The following is a 20,533-nucleotide window of genomic DNA, read 5'->3' on the forward strand; positions in this document are numbered from 1 at the left end:
CGCGTGCCGCGCGACGTGCTGGTGATCTGCCTCGGCAAATCGACCTATGCGCGCTGCGGGATCATCGTCAACGTCACCCCGCTGGAACCCGGCTGGGAGGGGCATGTCACGCTCGAATTTTCGAACACCACCCCGCTACCTGCCAAGATCTACGCCAACGAGGGCGCTTGCCAGTTCCTGTTCCTGTCGGGGAACGAACCGTGCGAGACGAGCTACGCCGATCGCGCCGGCAAATACATGGGCCAGCGCGGTGTGACCCTGCCGCGGCTCTGACGCCGGTTCGCGGCGCCGCGGGTACGCCGGCCCAGCATGGACCTGAGAACAAGTCGCCGGTGAACTCGCGTCATCGGCCGCAGGATCGATAGGCGCCACTTCGCCGTGCAGTTCCAGGAGCGATCGACCTTCAGGCCCATAAGAAGGCGTAAGGGGCGCAAGGTTTTCTCGGGGAAGCGTGGAGGACACAGAGAGGGTGCGCTCGCCGCAACCGGAATGACGGAGCTACGCCTGGACTACGCAACACCTCCGCGCTCTCTGCGCCTCCGCGTGATCCAACCCTTCTTCTGACGCCCAGCAGGCGATGTAGAATGCCGATCGGCCTTGAAGCCGATCGACGATCGCCGAATAGCCCTTCTCCCGCCACTCGGCGACGACAAGGGACGCGGACCAGAACGACGATCCAGTCGGGAATGCCGAGCCGGCCTGGTGCTTCGGCCGACTGCACATCTTAGAAAATCGCCGAGCGAGATTTCGAGATCAATGTTACCGTGCTCTTCGAGCAACATTCGTTGCCAGAAGAGCACAGCTGATATCTCAGCGCGTTGCCATCGCCGTGGTCAAACGTGCCATGCCAGTCCGAGCCAATTGGTGCGACGTCCGCACACTACCGTCCGCCATATCCATCGCCACCGCGTCGCGGTCGAGGACCTCGGCATAGAGCGTACGCGCCTGCGCCTCGCGACCCGTGCGCGCGTAAATTGCCGCAAGATTCAGCATTAACTCAGGACGTTCGGGAAAAATGGCACGTTCGGCAGTGATCGTCTGCTCGGCCTTTGCGAGGCTGCCCGCCGCGATCGCCTGATAGCCGACACGGTCCTTACCCGAGGCCGGTGTCGCCATAACGGTTCCCAGCACCAGTGCTGAAAGCATCAACTTGTTGTGCATTCCACCCTCCTGTGAAGCCGCCGAGCCAATTAGCGCGTTACGGTTTTGTGACATTAAGGTGTCATTTATTTGACATATCCGCAAGTGGGATTGATGCGTCAGTTTAGGACGGCGAATTGATTGCGCGGGCGAGTGCTTAATGCGGTGAGGCTCGGGTCCAGACCGCCTACCACCACCAGGGCGAGATCCCGACGACGTAGGCTAGCCGGAGTCCGTAAGGAGCGGATCGAACACACCCACTCTGCCAGATGAAGCGCAACGAAAAAGGGCGGCCCCGCAGGACCGCCCATCATCGTTCAGAACGACCAATCGCCGCAGCGATCAGAAATCCTTATAATATTGCTCGTTTCCGACGAAGCCGAGCTTCGTGACGTTCGAGCGCTTGATGTCAGCCAGCGTCTGGTCGACCACGTCGTAGCGGGTCGCGGGATCCGGCTGGAACTGGAGTTCCGGCTCGGGGCTCATCGCCGCCGACTGATCGAGATACTGGCGCAGCACGGTCGAATTGACCGGCGTGCCGTTCCAGGTGATCCCGCCCGCCGCGTCGATCGCAATCTTGTTCTTGATTGGATCGACCGGCGGCTTCTGCGCCTTCGGATCGTTGACCGGCAGGTCGACCTTCACCGCATGCGTCGGGACCGGAAGGGTGATGATGAACATGATGAGGAGCACGAGCATGACGTCGATCAACGGCGTCGTGTTCATGTCCATCATCGGCTCGCCGTCATCGCGGCCTGCACTCATTGCCATGTCAGCTACTCCTCGCTCAGGCGCCGCCGCCCTTGGGCTGCGAAATGAACCCGACCTTGGCGAAGCCGGCCATCTGCATGTTGTAGATCGTTCCCGCAACGCAGCGCCACGGCGTGCCGATGTCGGCGCGGACGTGCGCTTCGGGTAGTTCGAGGTCCGGGTTGCCCGGACCGCCCTGACGATCGATCTCGGTCTTCAGCTTGGCGACCGCGCGATCCAGCAGCTCCTGATGGGTCACCGGGGTGATGCCCCAATAGACCTGGCAGGTGCCGTTGTTGCCCAGCACCGAAAGCGAGACGTTCTCGGGCTTGGTCGTGGTCGGGTCGAAGACGACGCTGGGCAGCTTGATGCCCTTCACCGTCTGGATGGCGACCGGCACCGCGATCAGGAAGATGATGAGGAGCACCAGCATGACGTCCACGAGGGGCGTCGTGTTGATGTCCGACATCGGTTTTTCAGCGGAATCCCCGCCAACGCTCATCGCCATCAGGCTATCCTATTCTGTCGTTCCGCCGCTCCAGGCCGCCGGGCGGCACCGATGCGACGGCAGGTGATCGACGGGGCCGCCGCGATGACGGCCCCGCTTATCCCTTCGCCTTACGGGCGGGTCTGCACGCCACCGGCCTGGCCGGCGGTCGTGGTCGCCCCGACCGGCTTGGCCGGCGCCTTCGCAGTGGTGGTCGTGCCGATCGCCGGCCGGACCGCACCGTTCGAGGCGAGGAAGCCCAGCACGTCGTTCGAGAAGGCCGACAGGTCTTCCGCGATCGACTTGTTGCGGCGCTGCAGCCAGTTGTAGGCCAGCACCGCCGGGACGGCGACAACGAGGCCGAGCGCGGTCATGATGAGCGCCTCACCGACCGGACCCGCGACCTTGTCGATCGACGGATCGCCCGACGCGCCGATCTTGATCAGCGCGCGGTAGATGCCGACCACGGTGCCGAACAGACCGATGAACGGCGAAGTCGCGCCGACGGTCGCGAGGAACGCCAGACCGCCGCCGAGCTTCGAGTTGATCGCGGCTTCCGAACGCGCCAGCGAACCGTGCAGCCAGTCGTGCGCCTCGACCGGATCGGTCAGCTTCGAGTGCTGCTCCTGCGCGGCCAGGCCGTCATCGACCAGCTGCTTGTAGGCCGAGTTCTTCTCCAGCTTCGCCGAGCCTTCGCGCAGCGAGGTGCTGTTCCAGAAGTTCGACCGGACGCGCTTCGCCTGGTTGATGATCTTCTGCTGCTCGAACAGCTTCGAGAAGAGGATGTAGAACGACACAACCGACATGATCACCAGAATGGTGAACACCGATTGCGAGATGATGCCGCCTTCCTTCAGCGCCTGCTGCAGGCCGAACTGGTTCTCGGCTGCCGCGGTCCCACCCGCGGCGAGGATGTTGATGATCATTCGGTGTCTTCCTTAAGCCAGATAAGTTGTCGGCCGGCGATGGTGGTCCGCGCGGCCAGGGTCACGCGGATCAATTCTGTGGCAGCACCCATCGCACCGGCAGCGTGTAGCTGGAGACGATCGGATTGCCGCCCGCATCTTGCGCGGGCGAGAAACGCACGCGGCTCTTGGCGATGCGACAGGTCGCCTGGTCGAGCGCCGAGGAGTTGCTCGACGTGGTGACCACGCAATCGGTGACGCGCCCGTCGGTGCCCACCGTCAGCTTCGCGACGACACGCCCCTGCTCCTCGGCGCGGATGGCCGAAGGCGGATAGTTGTCGGCACCGAAGAACTGGCCGGGGTTACCCTTCAGACCGGCAGCCTTGCTGACCGCAGGCGGCGCCGGCGGGGCAGGCGGCGCAGGCGGCGCAGGCGGCGCGACCGTCGGCGTGGCCACATAGACCGGCGGCGGGGTCGGCACCGTCGCGACCGTCACGGGCGGCGGGTTCGGATTCTGCACGATCGGCGGCGGCGACACCACGGGCGGCGGCGTCATCGGCGTGTCGGGCGGCGGGGGCGGCGGCTCCTCCGGCGGCGGGGGCGGTGGCTCCTCGACGTCGAACGTGTTCAGCTTCTCGACCTGCTTCTTGACGAAATTCGTCGCGAGGCCGGTTATGAAGGCATAGCCAAGGGCAACGTGGATCAGCGCGACGATTACCAGCGCGCCAACCTTGCCCCCGCTCATCTTCTGGTCAGAATAGGCCATTCAGCAACGAAACTCCCTCATCCTGCGGCCCGTGGCGTGACCGGATCGGAATCCGGCCGGGTTGTTTACCTTTCCGTAGCGCCCAATAGGCTACCACAGACACACAAGTCCTATCGCGCGCCTTTTGGGAGCGCAAACGCTTTGTCGGACGCAACAAACGTACAGCCGGACTGCGACGTTTTTATTTCTGTATCGTTTGTGCGGCCGCGTCTATCCCATGCGGTATGACGAAGCGCATTTTTTTCCTGTTTTCCGCCGCCGCGTTGCTGAGCCCGGTGGCCGCCTCTCGCCCCAGCCTGGCGCAGCAAGGGCCGGCTGCCACGTCGACCGCGCCGGAACTCGGCTATGCCGACCTCGCCGATCTGGTGATCGCCAGCCCGTTGGTCGTGGACGCCACGATTCGGTCCGCCTCGCGAATCAAGGGCGCAGAGGCCGCCGGCCTGGCGCCCGGCAAAGCACGTTTCTACGTCGAAGCGGATGTGACGACCCTAGTGCGCGGCGCCACCGCGATCCCGGCGAGGGTCGGCTGGGTGGTCGATGTCGCGCCGGACTGGCGGGGCCGTGTGCCGTCGCTCAAGAAGCGCCGCGTGCTTGCCTTTGCACGTCCCGTTGCGGGACAGGCGGGTCAAATCCAGTTGGTCGAGCCCGGCGCGCAGCATGACTGGAGCGCCGCGCTGGAACAGCGCGTGCGTGCCGTCGCATCCGAGATCGCCGCGCCGGACGCGCCGCCGGTCGTCACCGACATCGGCAACGCCTTCCACGTTCCCGGCGCGCTGCCCGGCGAGGGCGAGACGCAAATCTTCCTGCGCACGCGCGACAATCGCCCGGCAGCCCTGTCGATCCTGCGCCGCCCCGGCGAGCAGCCGCGCTGGTCGGTCGCGCTGAGCGAGATCATCGACGATTCGGCCCCGACGCCGAAGCGCGATACCTTGCTCTGGTATCGCCTCGCCTGCGCGCTGCCCGCGACGCTGCCGGAGCGCAGCACCGCCTCGCTCGGGCCGGACGACGCGACGCAGGCGCAGGCCGATTACGCCTATGTGATCGAGCAGCTCGGCCCCTGCCGCGCTGCACCGCCGGCCGCCGCCGCGCCGGTCAGCGCCGATGCCGGACCAAGGTGATGCCGATCGCCTCCCCCGCCTCGGCGATGGCGAGTTTGACGATCTTCACCTTGACGCGCCGGACGCGCTGATCCTGCAGGAACAGCGTCTCGGCGATATGATCCGCCACTGCTTCGATCAGCGTGAAATGCCCGGCCGTCGACAGCGCGTCGGTCGCGGCATGTTTCAGATCGAGATAATTCTTCGATGCCGACAGCGGCGTGTCCGGCGCATAATGCGCCGGCGCGTCGAGCAACACCGTCAGCGAGATCCGCAGCGGCTGCGGCAGGTGCGTCTCTTCGGAATAAATGCCGGTCAGCACCTGCACCTCAAGGTCGTGAACCTCGAGTTCGAGCGTGTCGGGGGCGAAGCTCATGCGGCGGCACTCGGCCGCGCCGTGGCAGCATCGTACCAGCGCCGCGCATGCGCCGCCTCGTCCGGTAACGCCAGCTTCGCGGCGCGCGCGAAATCGACCGTCACCATTGCGGTGATATCGGCGAAGCTGTAGCGATCCCCCGCCAGCCACTCGCTCGCCGCCAGCCGTGCATCCAGTGTGTCGACGAAGGTTCGCCACATAAGCCGCCCGCGTTCGGCAAGCGCCGGGATCTGTTCGAGTCGCGGCCAATGCCCCGCCTCGGCGTGGCCATGAAAGCGCGCGGCCGTATTGCGCAGCGCGTAGACGACGCCGGTATACCCCTCCGCCTCGACACGGCGCGTCCACGCCGCCACCCGCGCGATCTCCACCGGGCGGGTGCCGAACAGGGGCGGCTCGGGATGCAGCGCCTCGAAGAACCGGCAGATCGCGGTCGAATCGCCGATCACCTCGCCATCGTCCAGCTGCAGCGCGGGCACCGTGCCGCGCGGATTGATGGCCAGGAACGCCGGTGCCAGATGCTCGCCGGTCTGAAGGTCGATGGCGACACGCTCGACGGAGATCGCCTTCTCGGCCAGATAGATGCGCACCCTGCGCGGGCTGGGCGCGCGCTCGGTGTCATAAAGCTTCATTCGGTCAACCCGGTTGCGTTCGATCGCCACCCCGCTAAAGCGCCCGCGCCCGGGCGTCCACCTCGATCGCGGGCGGGAGGAAGCACAGGCGTGATCCAGATGGTGCCGATCGCCGCGGTTGCCGATGCGGCCGTGGAGCAGTTGCTCGACCGCGCGTTCGGCCACGACCGCCACGCGCGCACCGCCTATCGGCTCCGCGCCGGGACGCAGGCGATCCCGGCGCTGAGCTTCGCGCTGATCGAAGGCGACGTCCTGCTCGGCTCGATCCAATGCTGGCCGGTCCAGTTGGAGAGTGACAACGGGGGCGTGTGGCCGCTGGTCCTGGTCGGCCCCGTCGCGATCATCCCCGAGCGGCAGCAGGAGGGGCTGGGCCGACGGCTGATGGAGGCCGCCCTCGCCGCCGCCGAGGGCGGCCCGCCGCTAATGCTGATCGGGGATCCCGAATATTATGGCCGCTTCTTCGGCTTCGACGCGGCCGCGACCGCCGAGTGGCGGCTGCCCGGCCCGGTCGAACGCCATCGCCTGCTCGCGCGCGGCACGAACGTGCCCGCCAGCGCCGGCCTGCTCGGCCCGCGCCGCCACGCGCTCGCCTGACCTTTACCCCACGCCACCCGCACCCTAGGTGAGCGCGATGCCGATGGCGCCGCCTCCCGACTTCGACACGCTGACCATCGCCGACATCGCGCGGCTTGCCGACGGCGACCGGCTGCCGCCGGTGGAGCACTGGAACCCCGCGCATTGCGGCGACAGCGAGATGCGGATCGCGCGTGACGGGACATGGTATCATCAAGGCGCACCGATCACGCGCCCGGCGATGGTTCGCGCGTTCAGCCGCATCCTGCGCCGCGAGCCCGATGGCGGTTATGTGCTGGTTACACCGGTCGAAAAGCTCGACATTGCCGTCGAAGACGCGCCGTTTGTCGCGCTCGAGATGAAGGCGGCGGGGGAAGGCCGCGACGCGACGCTCGCCTTCAGGCTCAACACCGGCGAGGTCGTCACCGCCTCCGCGACGCATCCGTTGCGTCTGGAGGAGCGGGATGACGGGCCCCGTCCCTACGTGCACGTGCGCGGCGGGCTGGAGGCGCTGATCGCGCGACCGGTCTTCTACGAACTCGCCGAGCGCGCGCTGACCGGCGACGGCGCCACGCCCGGCGTGTGGAGTGCCGGCACGTTCTTCGCGCTGCAACCGTGACGTTGGCCGAGCGGCTCGCCGCCGCGCTGACCGGCGACTCGGCACCGATGGTGACGGGCGACGACCACGACCATCCCGCCGATGCGGTGCTCACTCCCGCCGCGGTACTGGTCGCGATCACCGACCGCGCCGCCCCCGGCGTGCTGCTGACTCAGCGCACCGAGACGTTGCGCCGCCACGCCGGCCAGGTCGCCTTCCCCGGCGGGCGGCTCGACCCGGGCGAGGATGCGATCATCGCGGCACTGCGGGAGGCCGAGGAGGAGATCGCTCTGCCGCGCGCGGCAGTGAACGTGATCGGCATCGCCGATCCGTATCGCACCGGGACCGGCTATGCGATTACGCCCGTCGTCGGGATCGTGCCCCCCGACCTGCCGCTGGTGGCGAGCGAAGCCGAGGTCGCCGCGGTGTTCGAGGTCCCGTTGGCCTTCCTGCTGGATCCGGCGAATCAGCGCGCAGCGCGCGCGGTCTATCAGGGGCGCGAGCGCCGCTACGTGGAGATGATGTGGAACGACCGACGGATCTGGGGCGCGACGGCGGGGATGATCGTGAACCTGTCGCGGCGGCTGCAATGGCCGGCATGACGCTGCCCGACGCACCGTGGCGCGCGCGCCCGGGGCTCGACGGGTTGATCGCGGCGCTCGACGGGTCGAGAGGCATGGCACGCTGGGTCGGCGGTGCGGTGCGCGATTCGCTGCTTGGGTTGCCGGTCGCCGACATCGATCTGGCCACGCGCTTTCCACCCGACGAGGTCGTGCGGCGGCTAGAAGCGGCCGGGATCAAGGCAGTGCCGACCGGGATCGCGCACGGCACCATCACGGCGGTCAGCGACGGAACTGTCGTCGAAGTCACGACGCTGCGCCGCGACGTGGCCACCGACGGGCGGCACGCCGTGGTCGCTTTCTCCGACGACTGGCGCGAGGATGCGGCACGGCGCGATTTCACGATGAACGCGCTCTACGCCGATCCGCTGACCGGCGAGCTGTTCGACTGGTTCGGCGGACTCGCCGATCTCGCCGAGCGGCGCGTGCGCTTCATCGGCGATCCTTATCGCCGCATCGCCGAGGATCACCTGCGGATCTTGCGCTTCTTCCGCTTTCACGCCCGCTTCGGCGATGCGATCGACGCCGATGGGCTGGCGGCGTGCGTCGCGCGTGCCAACGACCTGATGGCGCTTAGTCGTGAACGGATCGCCGCCGAGTTGCTCAAGCTGTTGGTCGCGCCCGCCGCGGTTCAGGTCGTCACCCTGATGGAGGCACGCGGAATTTTCCGGCCCGTCCTGCCGGAGATCGATGCCGAGGGTGTCGAACGGCTGACCGAACTGGCCGCACGCGAGGCGGCGGCGGGCGTCGCACCCGATGCGATTCGGCGGCTTGCCGCGCTGGTCGCGCCATCGGCGGCCGAGGCGGTCGGCGCGCGGCTGAAACTGTCGAACAACGATCGCAAGCGTCTGATCCAGGCCACTGCCGGACCGGGTGGCGAGGGTGCGCGCGCGCTCGGCTACCGCGCCGGGACCGAAAGCGCGATCGACCGGCTGCTGCTCGCCGGGGCCGACCCCCGCGAGCTCATCGGCTGGGAGCGCCCGACGCTGCCGATCGGCGGCGGTGCGCTGGTGGCACGCGGGCTGGCGAAGGGGCCAGACGTCGCGCGGACACTGCGCGCGGTTGAGGATCGCTGGATTGCGGAAGGCTTTCCTGCGGCGGACCGCGCCGACGCGATCGCCGACGAAGCCGTCGATCAGGCGTTGCGCTCGCGCAGGAACGCATAGGCGGCGGCGGGCTCCAGCGGGCGCGCGTAGGCATAACCCTGCCCGAAGGTGCAGCCGAGCGCGGCGAGCGTCTGGCCGACGTCGACGCCCTCGATCCCCTCGGCCACGGTCTCCATGCCCAGCGCTTGCGACAGACCAAGGATCGCACGGACGATCGCCACCTTGTCCCGGTCGGTCAGCAGCCCGGTCACGAAGCTGCGATCGATCTTCAGGACGTCAATCGGCAGCTTCTGAAGCGAGGCGAGATTCGAGAAACCGGTCCCGAAATCGTCCATCGCGATCGTCACGCCGGTTTCCTTCAACCCGGTCAGCACGCGTGCGATCTGATCCGGATCGTTGATCAGCGCGCTTTCGGTGATCTCCAGCTTCAGCCGCGCGCCGGCCAGCCCCGAATCATGGAGCGCGCACCGCACAACCTCCGCGATCGCGTCGCGCTGCAATTGAATCGGTGACAGGTTCACCGCCACCGTCACGCCGCAATAGCCCCCGGCATCCCGGTCCCAATCGGCCAGCGTGTGCAGCGCGCTATCCAGCGCCCAGCGGCCCAGCGGCACGATCAGACCCGATTCCTCCGCAACCGGGATGAAGCGACTCGGTTCGTGACGGACACCCTGTTCGTCTGTCCAGCGGGCCAGCGCCTCGAAGCCGCTGACCCGCCCGGTCTGCAGGTCGCAGATCGGCTGATAGACGAGGTTGAGCTGCTCGCTCTCGATCGCGCGGCGCAGCGCGGTTTCCATCGCAAATTCGGCGCGCGCCGAGTCGAGCGCCCGCGTCTGGTATGATTCGGCGTTCTTGGTTGCCTTCGACTTCTTCATCGCCACCTGCGCGTGGCGGATCACATCCTCCGCATCGGTCACTTCGCCATCGCCGAACGCGATCCCGATCGCGCACGACACGCGCAATTCGTATTCGCTCAGCCTGAACGGTGTGGCCAGCGCATCGCGGATGCGCCGGGCGACCTGATCGGCCTCCGAGCGATCCGAATCGATCGTCAGCAAGACGCCGAACTCATCGCCGCCGGTGCGCGCCAGCGTGTCACCGCTGCGCAGCGCGCCCTTGATCCGCCGCGCGACGGTGATCAGCAATTCGTCCCCGGTCAGCGATCCCAGGCATGCGTTGAAGCGGCTGAAGCGATCGAGATCGATCATCAGCACCGCCCAGCAGGCGTTGCCCTGCGCGATGCTCGCCTCCAGCGCGTCGGTGAAGCCGCCGCGATTGGGCAGCCCGGTCAGGCTGTCGGTCGACATCTCACGGCGTAGCGTCTCTTCAGTGCGCACCTCGGCAGTCTGGTCGACGAACGAGGCGATGCACGCCTGATCGGCACGATGAGGCAGTCGTGACAGCGTCAGGCGATAATGCCGCCGTTCGACCAGCGCGCCCGTCTGCCAGTCGCGCTCCTCGTGCTCCGCCGAAGACGCAAGGAACGCCTCGACAATCGGCTTCAGGTTCGGCTCGTCGATCAACCGTGCCCGCGTGAAGGCGCGATTGAACGCCTCGAACCGAGCGTGCCCCTTAGTCAGCGACATCAGCGCGAGCGGAATCGGAACCAGCTCCAACGATCCCCGATGCGCGATCACGTCGGTCGACTCGGGCAGAGTCACCAGGTGCCGAGTCAGCCATGTCGCACGCGTTGCCATCGCCGACCTGACTAAGGGCGAAGAGTTAAGGTCGGCTTTAAGACCGCCGCTCGCCGCCTCGGTGATCGGTACGCTACCGACACGATCTTAATCGGCGATGGTGATCGGATGGTTAACGTGATCGCAGGGTCAAAACCGATTGTCACGTGGGAAGCCGTTGGGCGGCATCCGGCCCGCAGCCCCGCGCGCGGTGCGCCATTGCGACAGGTCCGTCTCGGTCCGCGTCCGCCCGCTGTCGCCTCCCATCGCCCAGCTCAGTCCTTCGGCGAACACCAGCGTCCGCGCATCCGCCAGCCCGCCGTCGCGATAGCGCTGCAGTTGCACGCCCTGTCCACGCGTCATCTCGGGCAGGTCGGCGATCGGGAACAGCGCCAGCTTGCGATTGTCCCCGATCACCGCGACATAATCGTCGGCGGGCGCGACCGGGCGGACCACCGCCAGCGTCGCGCCGGCGCGCGGCGTCACCACCGTCTTGCCCTTGCGCGTCTCCGCGATCACCTCAGCCACCGGCACGATGAACCCGCGCCCATCGCTCGCCACCACCAGCAGCCGCGCCGCGCGCGCCGCGCTCAGCAACGCGACGATCGGCACGCTGCCGTCGAGATCGATCGACGCGCGCACCGGCTCGCCGAAGCCGCGCCCGCCCGGCAATTTGTCCGCCGCCAGCGTGAAGAACCGCCCGTTGCCCGCCGCGAGCAGCAATTTGTCGGTCGTCTGCGCATGGAAGGCGAAAGCTGGGCCGTCGCCTTCCTTGAACTTCAGCGTCTCGGGCGCGGACAGGTCGACATGCCCCTTCATCGCGCGGATCCAGCCGCGCGCCGACAGGATCACGCTGATCGGCTCGCGCTCGATCATCGCTTCCGGCGGAATGTCGCGCGCCGCCGCCTGTTCGCGCAGTTCGGTGCGGCGCTTGCCGAGCGCGGTTTCCGGACCGTAGCGGTCGCGCACTTTGCGGAAATCGGCCTTCAGCCGCGTGCGCTGCTTCGCCTCGGAGCCGAGCAGCGCGGTCAGCGTCGCCTGTTCCTTCTCCAGCGCCGCCTGCTCGCGCTTCAGCTCCATTTCCTCCAGCCGGCGCAAGCTGCGCAGCCGCATGTTCAGGATCGCCTCGGCCTGGCGGTCGGTCAACTGGAACTCGGCGATCATCACCGCCTTGGGCTCGTCCTCGGTGCGGATGATCTCGATGACGCGGTCGAGGTTGAGGAAGGCCACGATATAGCCGCCGACCAGCTCCAGCCGGTCGGCGATCTTGCCCAGCCGGTGCTCGGTCCGGCGGCGCAGCACGACGAACTGATGCTCGACCCACGCCGTCAGCGCCGCGCGCAGCGACATCACCCGCGGGGTCCGCCCCTTGTCGAGCACGTTGAGATTGAGGGGCACGCGCGTTTCGAGGTCGGACAGCCGGAACAGCCCGTCCATCAGCACCTGCGCGTCAACGGTGCGGCTGCGCGGCTCCAGCACGATCCGCACCTGCTCATCCGATTCGTCGCGGACGTCGGCGAGGATCGGCAGCTTCTTGTCCTCGATCAGCGCCGCGAGCTGCTCGATCAGCTTGCCTTTGGCGACGCCGTAGGGGATCTCAGACACCACCAGATGCCAGCCGCCGCCCTTCTCGGCGATCTTCTCGATCCGCGCGCGCACCCGGAACGCGCCGCGCCCGGTCGCATAGGCTTCGGCAATGATCGCCGGCGCATCCACCAGCAACCCGCCGGTCGGAAAGTCCGGCCCCTTTACATGCTCCAGGATCGCCGCATCGTCGGCATCCGGCCGGTCGACCAGCAGGATCGCGGCGTCCATCAGCTCGGCGGCATTGTGCGGCGGCACGCTGGTCGCCATCCCGACCGCAATCCCGCTCGCCCCATTTGCCAGCAGGTTGGGGAAGGCGCCCGGGAACAACTCGGGCTCCTGCTCCTCGCCGTTATAGGTCGGGCGGAACTCGGTCGCATCCTCGTCCAGCCCGTCCATCAGGTCGATCGCGACCTGCGTCAGCCGCGCTTCGGTATAGCGGTAGGCGGCGGCGTTATCGCCGTCGATGTTCCCGAAATTGCCCTGCCCGTCGACCAGCGGATAGCGGAGCGCGAAGTCCTGCGCGAGCCGCACCATCGCGTCATAGACCGACTGGTCGCCATGCGGATGATATTTGCCGATCACGTCGCCGACGACGCGCGCGCACTTCTTGTAACCCGACGCAGGATCGAGCTTCAGCAACCGCATCGCCCACAGCAGCCGCCGGTGCACCGGCTTCAGGCCATCCCGCACATCGGGCAGCGACCGCGCGGTGATCGTCGACAGCGCATAGACGAGATACCGCTCGCTCAGCGCGCTGTCGAACGGCGCGTCGAGGATGCCGATCGGGGGATTGTCGGAAAGGTCGGTGGCCATGTCGCCGGGGGTGGTAGCAGCGCGAGGCGACGTTCCACAACCGTTCCGGACGTCACGCCGCCGAATCGCCGAGGGCAGCGAGCAGCCATTCGCGAAAGCGCTTGATCTTCACCACCCGCGCTCGCGCTTCGGGATAGACCAGCCAATAGCTTTCGCCATCGTTCCCGACGTGCGCGAACGGCTGCACCAGCCGCCCGGCGGCGAGATCGTTCTGCCAGAACAGCGGCGTCAGCATCGCCACCCCCTGCCCGGCGATCGCTGCGCGTCCCTCATGCGCCTGCGAGTCGAGCCGGATGCCGGTATGCCGCGCCGCCACCACGTCGAGGCCGGCATCGCGCAGCCATGTCGCCCACCACGGATCATGCGCGCTGATCAGCGGCAGCTGCAGCAGGTCGGCGGGCGCGATCGTCCCGCCGCGTTCGGCCAAAAACGCCGGCGAGCACATGGGCGTGAAATCGAGCGTCATCAGCCGATGCGCGACCAGCCCCACCCACGGGCCCGCGCCCGAACGAATCGCGACATCCACCTCCTCGGTTACAAAATCGGCGATTCGATTGTCGGTCAGCATTCGCACCGCGGTGTCGGGGTGGATGAGCTGGAACCCGCCGAGCCGCCATGCCAGCCACAGATTGGCGAAGGTGTTGGTGGTCGACACGGTCAGCACCGCCTCGTCCTCCGCACGCAGCCCGGCAAAGGCCGCATCGATCGAGTCGAACGCCGCGGTAAGCTGCGATGCCGTCCTTCGTCCCGCGTCGGTCAGCAGCACGCGCCGGCGCTCGCGGCGGAACAGCGGCAGGCCAAGCCGCTCTTCGAGCAACCGGATCTGATAGCTGACCGCCGCCTGCGTCATCCCCAGTTCGACCGCGGCGGCGGTGAAATTTTCGTGCCGCGCCGCGGCCTCGAAGACGCGAACGGCGGCGAGCGGCGGCAGGTGGCGCATCGCCAGATGATAAGGCATGCTTATCATCTTCGTCCATCGCTTTGTTGGCGCGGAACGGCGCTGCGGCGCATCTTCCACCGGTCTAGCGAAGGAGCATGGACATGAACGCCGACTTCGACAGCAGCGCTTACGTCACCCACCGCCGGCATCTCACCCGTACGGTCCACCGGTTCGTTCAACGTACCTTGGCGGGCATGGCGCGCCTGCAACGACGCCAGTTCGCCGCGCCGTGGCAGCCTGCGCCGCGTCTGCATTACGACAACTGCCCCTCGTCGCCCCGGACTTGATCCGGGCCCCGCTCCTTCTTGTCGCCCACGGCAAGAAGCCGGTTCCCGATCACGTCCAAGCTGACGGCATCTGGCCGTGAGCGAACAGCGTCCGCACGAGGCAAGAAGCGGGGCATAGCGGCCCGAAAAAGCGGCAAGCCGTGCGCGACGCCTTCGCGTCGACGCCGCTGCCCGCTATCACCCTCATGCTGCACCGCACCGCAGCCGCGCTCGCCCGTTACCTGAAACAGCCTTGGAGCCTGCCGTTTGCCACGTTACGGATTGATCGACGGGCTCCGCGGCTTCTTCCTCGTCTTCATGCTGGTCAACCACCTGGTCTTCACCGGGGGTTACTGGATGCAGAACATCAACCACAACAAGCTGGCGTTTGTCGAGGACGCGCAGGGCTTCGTCTTCCTGTCCGGGCTGATGATCGGGCTGGTCTATGGCCGCAAGATGCTCAAGCTCGGGTATGACGAGGGGCGAGCACAGGTCTGGCGGCGTGCGTTCCAGCTCTATCGCTATGCGATGGGGATCGTCGTCGCGGTGCTGATCGCGCGCGCGCTGCTGCCCGGCGCACCACAGGCGTGGGGCAACTGGCTTGGCCATACCAGCCTCACCGGCGACCCGCTTCGGCTCGCGGCGATTGCGACCTTCTTGTTCCAGCCGACCGTCATGGACATCCTGCCGCAATATGTCCTGTACATGCTGATCGCGCCGCCCCTGTTGCGCCGGTGCCTCGATGGGCGCGTCATGCCGGTCGCGACCGCTTCCGCGATCCTGTGGATCGCCGGGCAGCTTGCGATGCAGCGCTTCGTCACCGATCCGCTTGGGCATTGGGTCACGACCAGCGACGGACAGGGCCTCCGCGCCAGTTTCAACCTGCTCGGCTGGCAGCTCGTCTTCTTCTCGGGCATGATCGCGGGCGCGCTCACCGCCGCCGGACGCGTCGACTGGCAGCGCGTGTTCCGCGCCGATCATACCGCCCCGGCGAAGGTCGCATTGGCGATCTGCCTGTTCTTCGCCCCGCTGCGGCTGTTCAGCGCCTTTGGGATGCTGCCGCAATGGCTGATCGACAAGATCGACACGCTCGGCATCCGTGGCGACTTCGGGCCGATCTACCTCATCAACTTCGTCGCTGCGACCACCGGGCTGACGTGGCTGCTGATCGCCGGAAAGGACCATGCCTACCCCGGCGTCCGGCGAACCGCGATGCTTGCGCGCGGGCTGTTTTCGCTGTCGTTCCTGCGCCTGCTCGGTCGGCATTCGCTCCACGTCTATGTCTGGCACGTCGCGATCGTCTATGCGGTCTATTATGTCGACCAGACCCAGGGACCGTTCGCGACATGGCTGAAAACCGCAATCGCGCTGACGGGGATCGTCCTGCTGGCGCTGCCCGCACTGTGGCGCGAGCGCCGCAACTGATCGCGCTTGCCGCGGCGTTGCTCGCCACGGCATGTACGACCGCGATGCCGCCGACGCCGCTTACCTGGGCCGACCTGACCGCTCGACCGCGCGCCACACCCGATGCGACGATCGCCTACGGCGACGATGCGCTGCAAAAGGTTGACGTCTGGCTTCCTGCCGAACCGGGGCCGCATCGCACCGTCCTCATGGTGCACGGCGGCTGCTGGCAGACCGCGATCGCCGACCGCCGGCTGATGGACTGGGTCGCCGACGACCTGCGCCGCAGCGGCTATGCGGTGTGGAACATCGACTATCGCGGCGTCGACCGGGACGGCGGCGGCTATCCGGGCACCTTCGCCGATGCGGCGGCGGCGGCCGACGCGCTGCGCACCCATGCCGCACGATTCGGACTCGACACGTCACGCGTCGTCGCGCTCGGCCATTCCGCGGGCGGGCACCTCGCGCTGTGGCTCGCCGCCCGCCCCCGCCTCCCTGCGACCAGCTCGCTCGCCACCCCAGACCCGCTGAAGATCGCGCATGTCATCAGCCTCGGCGGTCTCCCCGATCTCGAGGCCACCGCCGCCAGCCCCGACAATGGCTGCGGCACGGAGGTCGTAGCGAAGCTGATCGGCACCGCGCGCGCCGATCCCTATGCCGACACGTCGGTGCCACGGCTCTTCCCGCTGGGCGTCCCGCAGGACCTCGTCAACGGCCGCACCGACCGCATCATCCCGTTCCGGATGGCCACCGATTACGTCGCCCGCGCCCGCGCCGCCGGCGACTCAGCGACGCTCCACGAGGTCGCGGACACCGGCCATGTCGAGCTGGTCACCCCCGGCACCGCCGCCTGGGCGGAGACGAAGCGGCTGATCGCAGCAGCCTTCGCGCGGTGACGCTGCCGATTTGCAGCCATCGCCCCCTTCCCCTATAGCCGAGCTTGATTCCCCGCCCCGGCCGTCCGCACATCTGCGCCGCCGGGGCGCTTCTTTTCGAGGGCAAGCATGGCACGCAGGCGGCAGATCTACGAAGGCAAGGCGAAGATCCTGTACGAGGGTCCGGAGCCCGGCACGCTGATCCAGTATTTCAAGGACGACGCCACCGCCTTCAACGCCCAGAAAAAGGGCACGATCAACGGCAAGGGCGTGCTCAACAACCGTATCTCCGAGCACATCTTCACGCTGCTCGATCACATCGGCGTGCCCACCCACTTCATCCGCCGCCTCAACATGCGCGAGCAGTTGATCCGGCAGGTCGAGATCGTGCCCATCGAGGTCGTGGTCCGCAACGTCGCCGCCGGCTCGATCAGCAAGCGGCTTGGGATCGAGGAGGGCGTAAAGCTGCCGCGCACGATCCTCGAATATTATTACAAGGACGACGCGCTCGGCGATCCGATGATCTCCGACGAGCATATCGCGGCGTTCGGCTGGGCCAGCCAGGAAGAGATGCACGACATTGCCGATCTGGCGATTCGCGTGAACGACTTCCTCTCGGGCCTGTTCGCGGGCGTCGGCATCCGGCTGGTCGACTTCAAGCTGGAGTTCGGCCGAATCTGGGATAACGACTACGGCCGCATCATTCTGGCGGACGAGATCAGCCCGGACGGCTGCCGGCTGTGGGACATGGCCTCCAACGAGAAGCTCGACAAGGACCGCTTCCGCCGCGACATGGGCGGCGAGGTCGAAGCCTATCAGGAAGTCGCGCGCCGGCTCGGCCTGCTGCCCGAGGGTGGCGACACCGCGGTCCTCGACCTCGACGAGCATCGCAAGAACCGCGGCAAGTAACCGCCACGCTTGCCCCGGCGCGCGCGCCGGGGCATAGCGCGCGGCCATGAAACTTCGCATCTACGTGACGCTCAAGCCCGGCGTGCTCGATCCGCAGGGCAAGGCGATCGAACACGCCCTTTCGGGGCTCGGCTTCTCGGGCGTCGACAGCGCGCGGGTTGGCAAGCTGATCGAGCTGGAGGTCGCCGACGACACCGCCGATGCGGACGTCGACGCGATGTGCCGGCAGTTGCTCGCCAACACCGTCATCGAAAATTATCGGATCGAGCGCGCGTGAAGACCGCGGTCATCGTCTTCCCCGGCTCCAACTGCGACCGCGACATCGCGGTGGCGCTGGAGCAGGCGACCGGCACCGCGCCGCATATGGTGTGGCACCGCGACACCGAACTGCCCGCCGGGATCGGCGTGGTGGCGGTGCCCGGCGGCTTCTCCTACGGCGATTATCTGCGCTCCGGTGCGCTGGCGGCACGTTCGCCGATCATGACCGCGGTGCGCGAACAGGCGGCGCGCGGGCTGAAGGTACTCGGCGTCTGCAACGGCTTTCAGGTGCTGACCGAGGCCGGGCTGCTTCCGGGCGCGCTGATGCGCAACGCCGGGCTCAACTTCGTCTGCCGCGATGTCGCGCTGACCGTCGAGAATGCCGGCACCGTCTTCACGCGCGGCTATACGGCCGGCGAGCAGGTCCGCTTTCCGGTCGCGCACCATGACGGCAATTACGTCGCCGACCCCGAGACGCTCGACCGGCTGGAAGGCGAAGGCCAGATCGCGTTCCGCTATGCCGAGCCGGTCAACGGCAGCGCGCGCGACATCGCGGGCATCGTCAGTGCCGACGGCAACGTGCTCGGCATGATGCCCCACCCCGAGCGCCGCATCGAACCCGCGCACGGCGGCGACGACGGGAAGCGGATGTTCACCGGGCTGCTGGAGGCGGTTGGCGCCTAACCCCGCCCGTCGCCCGGCCCTGCGACACGCTCAGGAGGGCGTTGATCCGGGGCCAGGCTTCTTATCCTCGGTTCGCCTGCTCCCGATGGCTCGTCGACCGTGACCGAGTCGTTCAGCCCCGGCCGTTTCCGCGGCGAACTTACGAACGACAGGACCACCGCCGATGAAGATCGCCATGCTCGCCCCGATCGCGTGGCGCACCCCGCCGCGTCATTACGGCCCGTGGGAATTGGTCACGCATCTGCTCACCGAGGCGCTCGTCGAACGCGGCGTCGACGTCACCTTGTTCGCGACGCTCGACAGCCTCACCGCCGCCACCCTCGACGGCGTCGTCCCCGCACCCTATTCCGAAGACTCGCGCATCGACGCGAAGGTCTGGGAATATCGCCACCTCAGCCACCTGTTCGCGCAGGCCGATCGCTTTGACCTGATCCACAATCAGGCCGATTTCCCCGCGCACGCCTTCGCGCCGCTGGTCGAGACGCCGATGGTGACGACGATCCACGGCTTTTCCTCGGACCGCATCCTGCCGATGTACGCGCCGTTTCAGGACCGCGTGCACTATGTCGCGATCAGTGACGCCGACCGGCACCCTGACCTGCGTTACGCCGCGACGATCCACCACGGCATCCCGCTCGACGACTTTCGCTTCGATGCCGAAGGCAGCGACGACCTGTTGTTCTTCGGCCGGCTTCATCCCGACAAGGGCGCGGCCGAGGCGATCGCGGCGGCGCGCGCATCGGCGCGCGCGCTGAACCTCTACGGAATCGTGCAGGATCAGGGCTATCATGACCGGTCGGTCGCCTCCGCGCTCGACGATCGCATTCGCTATCACGGCGCGGTCGGGGGCGAGGCACGCGTTGCGGCGCTCGGCAAGGCGCGTGCGCTGCTCCACCTCATCAATTTCGACGAGCCGTTCGGGCTGTCGGTGATCGAGGCGATGGCGTGCGGGACGCCGGTGATCGCCACCCGCCGCGGCTCGATGCCCGAACTGATCGAGGACGGCGTCACCGGCTTCCTGGTCGACACCGTGGACGAAGCGGTGGCCGCGATCGAGCGCGCGGGCGAGATCGACCGCGCCGCTTGCCGTCGCGCCGTCGCCGAGCGATTCACCGTCGCGCGTATGGCCGACGACTACATCGCGCTCTATCGACGCATTCTTGGTCACTGACCCACCCACGTCGTTGCGGCGGAAGTGCGTCGCGTCGCTCGCAATGACGAGGCATTCGCTTATCTTCGTCATATGACGTCGACGACCGAAAAGCGCGCCACGCTCTACCGGATGGTGATGCCGACCCACACCTGCCCGTACGGCGTAAAGGCGAAAGACCTGTTGCAGCGACGCGGCTATACCGTCGACGATCAGCCGTTGCGCACTCGCGAGGCAACCGACGCCTTCAAGGCCGCGTATGGCGTCAAGACCACGCCGCAGACCTTCATCGCCGGCGACCGCGTCGGCGGCTATGACGATCTGCGCCGCTTCTTCGGCATCCACGTGCCAGCATCCGGTGAGACGAGCTACCGCCCCGTGCTGGCGGTGTTCGCGATGACCGCGCTGATGGCGCTGGCGGCGAGCACCGCGGCGTTCGGCACCCCGGTGACGCTGCGCGCCGCCGAATGGTTCATCGCGTTCAGCATGTGCGTGCTCGCGCTGCTCAAGTTGCAGGACGTCGAGACCTTCTCGACGATGTTCCTCAATTACGACCTGCTGGCGAAACGCTGGGTGCGCTACGGCTATGTCTATCCGTTTGCCGAGGGGTTGGCGGGCGTGCTGATGACCGCGCATGTCGCGAACTGGCTATCGGTGCCGATCGCGCTGTTCATCGGCACGGTCGGAGCGGCTTCGGTGTTCAAGGCGGTCTATGTCGACAAGCGCGATCTCAAATGCGCCTGCGTCGGCGGCGCAACCCGCGTGCCGCTGGGCTTCGTGTCATTGACCGAGAATGTCATGATGATCGCAATGGCGCTGTGGATGGCTGTCTCGTAACCGTCGCCCCTGCGCAGGCAGGGGCCTATTTCTGTGTCGTGCCGCGTTAAGCCTAACACACTGGAGACATTCATGTGTCAGACCTGA

At 67.3% G+C, this 20,533-nt stretch carries 24 protein-coding genes; 14 read left to right on the top strand and 10 right to left on the bottom strand.

From position 1 onward, the window contains the following. The coding region (dcd, locus tag AADI75_RS04595) for a dCTP deaminase (protein ID WP_341207871.1) at positions 1-273 on the top strand (273 nt) is incomplete at its 5' end. A 537-nt stretch (positions 274-810) separates the two neighbouring features. Here dcd and AADI75_RS04600 read toward each other — a convergent pair. The 5 genes from AADI75_RS04600 to AADI75_RS04620 form a co-directional block, all read right to left on the bottom strand. Beyond that, entirely contained in the window at positions 811-1,161 is a 351-nt protein-coding gene (locus tag AADI75_RS04600) for a tetratricopeptide repeat protein (RefSeq protein WP_341207872.1), read from the bottom strand. Positions 1,162-1,482: 321 nt separating this feature from the next. Continuing rightward, the gene (locus tag AADI75_RS04605; RefSeq protein ID WP_037488544.1) at positions 1,483-1,911 is read right to left on the bottom strand and encodes a biopolymer transporter ExbD; all 429 of its coding nucleotides are present in this window, start codon (positions 1,909-1,911) and stop codon (positions 1,483-1,485) included. Between the two features lie 16 nt (positions 1,912-1,927). Further along, the gene (locus AADI75_RS04610) at positions 1,928-2,398 is read right to left on the bottom strand and encodes a biopolymer transporter ExbD (protein WP_341207873.1); all 471 of its coding nucleotides are present in this window, start codon (positions 2,396-2,398) and stop codon (positions 1,928-1,930) included. A gap of 110 nt (positions 2,399-2,508) precedes the next feature. Next, the gene (locus tag AADI75_RS04615; RefSeq protein WP_341207874.1) at positions 2,509-3,303 is read right to left on the bottom strand and encodes a MotA/TolQ/ExbB proton channel family protein; all 795 of its coding nucleotides are present in this window, start codon (positions 3,301-3,303) and stop codon (positions 2,509-2,511) included. A 70-nt stretch (positions 3,304-3,373) separates the two neighbouring features. Continuing rightward, positions 3,374-4,048 carry an energy transducer TonB gene (locus AADI75_RS04620; RefSeq protein ID WP_028966991.1) on the bottom strand — a complete coding sequence of 225 codons (675 nt, stop codon included), beginning with the start codon at positions 4,046-4,048 and terminating at the stop codon, positions 3,374-3,376. Positions 4,049-4,272: 224 nt separating this feature from the next. On the opposite strand from AADI75_RS04620, the gene AADI75_RS04625 reads away from it, so the two are divergent. Then, positions 4,273-5,166, top strand: a complete 894-nt coding sequence (locus AADI75_RS04625; RefSeq protein WP_341207875.1) for a hypothetical protein — start codon at positions 4,273-4,275, stop codon at positions 5,164-5,166. Here the strand turns inward: AADI75_RS04625 and AADI75_RS04630 are convergent. Continuing rightward, entirely contained in the window at positions 5,141-5,521 is a 381-nt protein-coding gene (locus tag AADI75_RS04630; RefSeq protein ID WP_341207876.1) for a dihydroneopterin aldolase, read from the bottom strand. The genes AADI75_RS04625 and AADI75_RS04630 overlap by 26 nt on opposite strands. Then, the gene (locus AADI75_RS04635) at positions 5,518-6,150 is read right to left on the bottom strand and encodes a glutathione S-transferase N-terminal domain-containing protein (RefSeq protein WP_341207877.1); all 633 of its coding nucleotides are present in this window, start codon (positions 6,148-6,150) and stop codon (positions 5,518-5,520) included. Before AADI75_RS04635 ends, AADI75_RS04630 begins: the two co-directional genes overlap by 4 nt. 90 nt (positions 6,151-6,240) lie before the next feature. On the opposite strand from AADI75_RS04635, the gene AADI75_RS04640 reads away from it, so the two are divergent. The 4 genes from AADI75_RS04640 to AADI75_RS04655 are packed head-to-tail and all read left to right on the top strand — an operon-like array spanning position 6,241 to position 9,107. Continuing rightward, the gene (locus AADI75_RS04640) at positions 6,241-6,744 is read left to right on the top strand and encodes an N-acetyltransferase (RefSeq protein WP_341207878.1); all 504 of its coding nucleotides are present in this window, start codon (positions 6,241-6,243) and stop codon (positions 6,742-6,744) included. A 37-nt stretch (positions 6,745-6,781) separates the two neighbouring features. After that, positions 6,782-7,342, top strand: coding sequence for a DUF1285 domain-containing protein (locus tag AADI75_RS04645; RefSeq protein WP_341207879.1), 561 nt, complete (start codon positions 6,782-6,784; stop codon positions 7,340-7,342). After that, positions 7,339-7,923 carry a CoA pyrophosphatase gene (locus AADI75_RS04650; protein WP_341207880.1) on the top strand — a complete coding sequence of 195 codons (585 nt, stop codon included), beginning with the start codon at positions 7,339-7,341 and terminating at the stop codon, positions 7,921-7,923. Before AADI75_RS04645 ends, AADI75_RS04650 begins: the two co-directional genes overlap by 4 nt. After that, positions 7,911-9,107 (top strand): CCA tRNA nucleotidyltransferase, encoded by a 1,197-nt coding sequence (locus AADI75_RS04655; RefSeq protein WP_341207881.1) that lies wholly within the window; start codon positions 7,911-7,913, stop codon positions 9,105-9,107. The genes AADI75_RS04650 and AADI75_RS04655 overlap by 13 nt, the downstream gene beginning before the upstream one ends. Here AADI75_RS04655 and AADI75_RS04660 read toward each other — a convergent pair. The 3 genes from AADI75_RS04660 to gcvA form a co-directional block, all read right to left on the bottom strand. Beyond that, positions 9,077-10,744 carry an EAL domain-containing protein gene (locus AADI75_RS04660; protein WP_341207882.1) on the bottom strand — a complete coding sequence of 556 codons (1,668 nt, stop codon included), beginning with the start codon at positions 10,742-10,744 and terminating at the stop codon, positions 9,077-9,079. The genes AADI75_RS04655 and AADI75_RS04660 overlap by 31 nt on opposite strands. A 129-nt stretch (positions 10,745-10,873) precedes the next feature. After that, on the bottom strand, positions 10,874-13,123 hold the full coding sequence (parC, locus tag AADI75_RS04665) for a DNA topoisomerase IV subunit A (protein ID WP_341207883.1): 2,250 nt from the start codon (positions 13,121-13,123) through the stop codon (positions 10,874-10,876). Between the two features lie 52 nt (positions 13,124-13,175). Continuing rightward, on the bottom strand, positions 13,176-14,081 hold the full coding sequence (gcvA, locus tag AADI75_RS04670; protein WP_341207884.1) for a transcriptional regulator GcvA: 906 nt from the start codon (positions 14,079-14,081) through the stop codon (positions 13,176-13,178). An 83-nt stretch (positions 14,082-14,164) separates the two neighbouring features. Here gcvA and AADI75_RS04675 point away from each other — a divergent pair, with 83 nt between their 5' ends. The 8 genes from AADI75_RS04675 to AADI75_RS04710 all read left to right on the top strand — a co-directional run bounded on the left by AADI75_RS04675 (position 14,165) and on the right by AADI75_RS04710 (position 20,446). After that, complete coding sequence (locus tag AADI75_RS04675) at positions 14,165-14,350, top strand: hypothetical protein (RefSeq protein WP_341207885.1); 186 nt, start codon at positions 14,165-14,167, stop codon at positions 14,348-14,350. Between the two features lie 246 nt (positions 14,351-14,596). Next, positions 14,597-15,754: an OpgC domain-containing protein gene (opgC, locus tag AADI75_RS04680; RefSeq protein ID WP_341207886.1), complete on the top strand. Its 1,158-nt coding sequence runs from the start codon at positions 14,597-14,599 to the stop codon at positions 15,752-15,754. After that, positions 15,733-16,629 carry an alpha/beta hydrolase gene (locus AADI75_RS04685; protein WP_341207887.1) on the top strand — a complete coding sequence of 299 codons (897 nt, stop codon included), beginning with the start codon at positions 15,733-15,735 and terminating at the stop codon, positions 16,627-16,629. The genes opgC and AADI75_RS04685 overlap by 22 nt, the downstream gene beginning before the upstream one ends. 108 nt (positions 16,630-16,737) lie before the next feature. Further along, the gene (purC, locus tag AADI75_RS04690; protein WP_341207888.1) at positions 16,738-17,517 is read left to right on the top strand and encodes a phosphoribosylaminoimidazolesuccinocarboxamide synthase; all 780 of its coding nucleotides are present in this window, start codon (positions 16,738-16,740) and stop codon (positions 17,515-17,517) included. A 46-nt stretch (positions 17,518-17,563) separates the two neighbouring features. Continuing rightward, positions 17,564-17,794 (top strand): phosphoribosylformylglycinamidine synthase subunit PurS, encoded by a 231-nt coding sequence (purS, locus tag AADI75_RS04695; RefSeq protein ID WP_028967004.1) that lies wholly within the window; start codon positions 17,564-17,566, stop codon positions 17,792-17,794. Next, a complete protein-coding gene (purQ, locus tag AADI75_RS04700) occupies positions 17,791-18,459 on the top strand; it encodes a phosphoribosylformylglycinamidine synthase subunit PurQ (RefSeq protein ID WP_341207889.1) in 669 nt (222 codons plus the stop codon). The genes purS and purQ overlap by 4 nt, the downstream gene beginning before the upstream one ends. A 163-nt stretch (positions 18,460-18,622) precedes the next feature. Continuing rightward, positions 18,623-19,630 (top strand): glycosyltransferase family 4 protein, encoded by a 1,008-nt coding sequence (locus tag AADI75_RS04705; protein WP_341207890.1) that lies wholly within the window; start codon positions 18,623-18,625, stop codon positions 19,628-19,630. Between the two features lie 72 nt (positions 19,631-19,702). After that, positions 19,703-20,446, top strand: coding sequence for a glutaredoxin (locus AADI75_RS04710; RefSeq protein ID WP_341207891.1), 744 nt, complete (start codon positions 19,703-19,705; stop codon positions 20,444-20,446). Positions 20,447-20,533 lie beyond the last annotated feature (87 nt).

The sequence above is a fragment of the uncultured Sphingomonas sp. genome (assembly GCF_964021865.1).
GTDB lineage: Bacteria > Pseudomonadota > Alphaproteobacteria > Sphingomonadales > Sphingomonadaceae > Sphingomonas.

Coding starts and splice junctions, on each gene's coding strand:
- parC (WP_341207883.1), bottom strand. CDS start 13,123: ATGGCCACCGACCTTTCCGACAATCCCCCGATCGGCATCCTCGACGCG.
- purC (WP_341207888.1), top strand. CDS start 16,738: ATGGCACGCAGGCGGCAGATCTACGAAGGCAAGGCGAAGATCCTGTAC.
- AADI75_RS04610 (WP_341207873.1), bottom strand. CDS start 2,398: ATGGCGATGAGCGTTGGCGGGGATTCCGCTGAAAAACCGATGTCGGAC.
- AADI75_RS04645 (WP_341207879.1), top strand. CDS start 6,782: ATGCCGATGGCGCCGCCTCCCGACTTCGACACGCTGACCATCGCCGAC.
- AADI75_RS04705 (WP_341207890.1), top strand. CDS start 18,623: ATGAAGATCGCCATGCTCGCCCCGATCGCGTGGCGCACCCCGCCGCGT.
- AADI75_RS04600 (WP_341207872.1), bottom strand. CDS start 1,161: ATGCACAACAAGTTGATGCTTTCAGCACTGGTGCTGGGAACCGTTATG.
- AADI75_RS04605 (WP_037488544.1), bottom strand. CDS start 1,911: ATGGCAATGAGTGCAGGCCGCGATGACGGCGAGCCGATGATGGACATG.
- gcvA (WP_341207884.1), bottom strand. CDS start 14,081: ATGCCTTATCATCTGGCGATGCGCCACCTGCCGCCGCTCGCCGCCGTT.
- AADI75_RS04635 (WP_341207877.1), bottom strand. CDS start 6,150: ATGAAGCTTTATGACACCGAGCGCGCGCCCAGCCCGCGCAGGGTGCGC.
- AADI75_RS04615 (WP_341207874.1), bottom strand. CDS start 3,303: ATGATCATCAACATCCTCGCCGCGGGTGGGACCGCGGCAGCCGAGAAC.
- AADI75_RS04710 (WP_341207891.1), top strand. CDS start 19,703: ATGACGTCGACGACCGAAAAGCGCGCCACGCTCTACCGGATGGTGATG.
- AADI75_RS04655 (WP_341207881.1), top strand. CDS start 7,911: ATGGCCGGCATGACGCTGCCCGACGCACCGTGGCGCGCGCGCCCGGGG.
- AADI75_RS04630 (WP_341207876.1), bottom strand. CDS start 5,521: ATGAGCTTCGCCCCCGACACGCTCGAACTCGAGGTTCACGACCTTGAG.
- AADI75_RS04620 (WP_028966991.1), bottom strand. CDS start 4,048: ATGGCCTATTCTGACCAGAAGATGAGCGGGGGCAAGGTTGGCGCGCTG.
- purS (WP_028967004.1), top strand. CDS start 17,564: ATGAAACTTCGCATCTACGTGACGCTCAAGCCCGGCGTGCTCGATCCG.
- AADI75_RS04625 (WP_341207875.1), top strand. CDS start 4,273: ATGACGAAGCGCATTTTTTTCCTGTTTTCCGCCGCCGCGTTGCTGAGC.
- AADI75_RS04660 (WP_341207882.1), bottom strand. CDS start 10,744: ATGGCAACGCGTGCGACATGGCTGACTCGGCACCTGGTGACTCTGCCC.
- AADI75_RS04675 (WP_341207885.1), top strand. CDS start 14,165: ATGAACGCCGACTTCGACAGCAGCGCTTACGTCACCCACCGCCGGCAT.